The sequence below is a fragment of the Ideonella sp. P3_A4 genome (assembly GCF_056403075.1).
Genome location: NZ_JBFUGE010000679.1, coordinates 1 through 3,022, shown reverse-complemented (window position 1 = coordinate 3,022; position 3,022 = coordinate 1). Strand labels below are relative to the sequence as shown.

The window sequence follows — 3,022 nt, the reverse complement described above, 5'->3', positions numbered from 1 at the left end:
GGTGATGATTGCCCCTCGTCAGAGAGGACCACATGCCCATCGCGCCCGCCACATCCCAATCATTTGCCGCTGACCTGGATCGACGCTCGGGCGCACGTCGGCCGCTCCGGGTCGCGGCCGTCGTCGTGTTGGCCAGTGGCCAACAGCTGTCCGCGCGCACTGTCGATATTGGCTTGCGAGCCTTGTCCATCCAGGTGGATCAGACCCTGCCGGCAAGGACGCCGTGCGAGGTGCAGTTGAGCCTGCCCGTCAAGGGCGTGAGCCATTCGATGCGCCTGCATGCCCAAGTCGCGCACGCAATTCTGAGCGGCACCAGCTTCAGGATCGACCTGACGCTTCACGACACCTTGGCCGCCGACGACATGGCGCTGGAGCAGTTCGTCGTCTCGTGACGAGATGGGCAAATCGATGTTCCGACATCGACGCCAACGGATCGAACCCGAGTGACGAGCAACTAGCGCGTTACATGAGGAACAGTCCTCATGTCGAACGCCGTCCCCTTCGTGGGTTTCACCTACCCGAGTTTGACGCGCTGAAGTCGTGCGGCTAGAAGACCATTCGGGTCAGGCCTGCCAGACCCCGTAGCCCGCTTCCCGCAAGCCGATGGCCAGCTCCACTTCCATGTCCCGTGCCGCCTCGTAGGGCATCGGGTTGTAGACCTCGTAGAGCTCGGGCATCAGCCGAAGGCCGTACTCCAGCACGTAGCGGTTGGCCTGGATGCCGGCCTTGTGCCTGTCGAAGCGCAGGTCGGGGTCAAGCCCGGTCATGCCGACATAGACCAAGGGCTTGCCAAGAACGTGCTCGGGGTTGGCCTTGCGAAAGGCCGCCACGTTCCACACGCGGTCAGACAACTCCACCACGTAGACGTGGTGATGGTGTCGGGCAGCCTTGCGGGTGGGCATCGCGGGCTGCATTTTCCAACAACCGCGGGCGTCGAGGTTCGACGCCCGAGCCGTGCAGCCCGACGGCCCCAAGAGGCCAGCCCCGTCGGGGCGTGGTCACCTCATGCGCCCAGTCGCACGATCTTGGCTTGCGAAGGCACACCTTGTGCATCCAGCGCGAACAGCATGTAGAAGCCCGGCGGCGCGTAGTTGGCCGAGGCCGGCATGGTGACCGTCAGGCCCGCGCCGTTCTGGGTGAAGCTCACATCCTGGAAGCGCTGCTCGTTGCTGAAGTCATGTGTCACTGCGCCAAAACGCACCAGCGTCATGCGCGTGACCGGGTTCGCATCGGACATGGTCACCGCCACGGCCTGACCCCAGGTGGCCGCACTCGGCGCCGTCGCGATGACCGGGCGAACGGCAGGCTGTCCGGAGCCATCGGTCTTGTACAGGTACGGCGGGAAGTAGATTTCCGCATTGAGCTGCGTCACCGGGCCCGGCGCGCCGCCGCCGCCGGTGAGCACCGAGCCGTCGGGCATCAGCATCGAGATGCTGTGGTACAGCCGCGCCTTGGTGGCCGTGGCACCCAGCGTCCAGGTGCCGGTGGCCGGGTTCCAGGTCTCCGAGTCGTAGCGCGCGCCGACCAGGTCGTTGCCGGTGGATGAGCCGCCGTTGGCCCACACCTTGCCGTCGGCCAGCACGGTGGCGTTGCCGAAGCGGCGATCGGCCGACAAGGACGCCGTCGGCGTGACCACCGGCGTGGTGCTGTTGATATCGACCACCACCGCCTTGGCGGCCGCGCGCACCGACAGGATCTTGCCCGGCTGGTACATCGCGGCCGGCAGGTTGTAGGCGCCCAGCGGCAACACACCCGGCACCTTGGCCACGCTGCCCGTGCCGGCAACGTCGAGCGCAAAGAACTCACCCTTGACGGTGAAGACGAGCACCTTGCCTTGCGGCGACCACCAGGCCTTGGGATAGTTCCAGGCCTGGACCTTCGAGCCGTAGGCCCACTCGTTGGTGGCGGTCGTCAGCGTGCGCCAGCCGCTCGTGGCGCTGTACACCTCCGGGGTGCTGGCGTAGGTGTCGGCCGTCGGCGGGTACTGGGCATTGCCTTCGAACAGCATGTCGATGCGGCCACCGATCACCGCCTGCTCGCCAGCGGCCGTCGTCACCAGCGTGGCGTACCAGCGCTGGAACGCCATCGACTGCGTCTGCTTCGTCAGCTTGTTGTCGGCCGGCGTGAACAGGTTGACGTCGTTGTTGGCGTAGTTGCGCTTGCCGTTGACGATGCGGTCGCCACCAACCAGCAGCACGTTGCCACTGCCGGGCAGCAGCGCCTGGCCGGCGCAGAAGATGTCGGTGCCGGTCGTGTTGGACAGCAACAGCTTCGATTCGGTGCCCGTGCCCAGCGCCGGGTCCCACAGGGCGTAGTGCATCAGCCCGCTCTGGCCGCCGTTGGGCTTGCTGCCGAAGCTGAGCACGCGGCCGTCGGGCAGCAAGATGGTGTGCAGCGGAATCAGGGGCCAGCTGAAGGCTTCGCCGAACATGCCCTTCAGGTGAACGTCCGGCGGCCCATTCGGCACAGTGATCGCCTGGGCTTGCTGTGGCCCCAGGGCTGACACTCGGGCATCGCGCCCCTGGTCGTCGGTACCGATCCCCGGGCCGGCGCCGTAGTCGATCGGCGCGGTGTCAGTGGCAGAGGTCTGGTCCTCCAGCGCCTGCGTTTCGGGATCAGGCGCACTGGACCCCCCGCAGCCGGCCAACGCGACAGCGGCCACGAGTTGCATGGCGGCACGACGGCCGGTGCGCGATGACCTAGCCTGGCGATGTTGATTCGAGCTCTGCATGGAGTGAGGTCTGCCCATCTGACGTAACTTGGAAGGATGCTAGTCGGCAATCGCCTGCTGTTGAATCCCTAGGCGCCGATGTCGTCGGCGGCCTTCAAATTTCGTCTGTACGCCCATGGGCCGGACGCGAAGGCAGCGTCAACCCTCTTGAACGGCAAAAAGCGCCCCTGCTGACGTTGAAACAGGCGTCACACCCGGAAATGCTTTGCATACAGCCGATTCACAAATATACGGCCCATTCATATGCGCCTCCTGCTTCGCACCCACAGTTGCTCGCGTGCCCATCGGCAC

Annotated in this window: 3 protein-coding genes; 1 reads left to right on the top strand and 2 read right to left on the bottom strand. The window is 65.8% G+C overall.

Annotated features, from left to right (window positions below; genetic code table 11):
• The first annotated feature begins 32 nt into the window (after positions 1-32).
• Positions 33-392 carry a hypothetical protein gene (locus tag AC1DYI_RS31035; protein ID WP_477207965.1) on the top strand — a complete coding sequence of 120 codons (360 nt, stop codon included), beginning with the start codon at positions 33-35 and terminating at the stop codon, positions 390-392.
• 171 nt (positions 393-563) lie between these two features.
• Here the strand turns inward: AC1DYI_RS31035 and AC1DYI_RS31030 are convergent, their stop codons facing one another.
• Complete coding sequence (locus tag AC1DYI_RS31030; protein WP_477207964.1) at positions 564-902, bottom strand: hypothetical protein; 339 nt, start codon at positions 900-902, stop codon at positions 564-566.
• A gap of 101 nt (positions 903-1,003) precedes the next feature.
• Complete coding sequence (locus AC1DYI_RS31025) at positions 1,004-2,671, bottom strand: glyoxal oxidase (protein WP_477207963.1); 1,668 nt, start codon at positions 2,669-2,671, stop codon at positions 1,004-1,006.
• Positions 2,672-3,022: the final 351 nt, after the last annotated feature.

Bases quoted from the DNA above. Each gene is read 5' to 3' on its own strand.
- AC1DYI_RS31035 (WP_477207965.1), top strand. From the start codon at position 33: ATGCCCATCGCGCCCGCCACATCCCAATCATTTGCCGCTGACCTGGAT.
- AC1DYI_RS31030 (WP_477207964.1), bottom strand. From the start codon at position 902: ATGCCCACCCGCAAGGCTGCCCGACACCATCACCACGTCTACGTGGTG.
- AC1DYI_RS31025 (WP_477207963.1), bottom strand. From the start codon at position 2,671: ATGCAACTCGTGGCCGCTGTCGCGTTGGCCGGCTGCGGGGGGTCCAGT.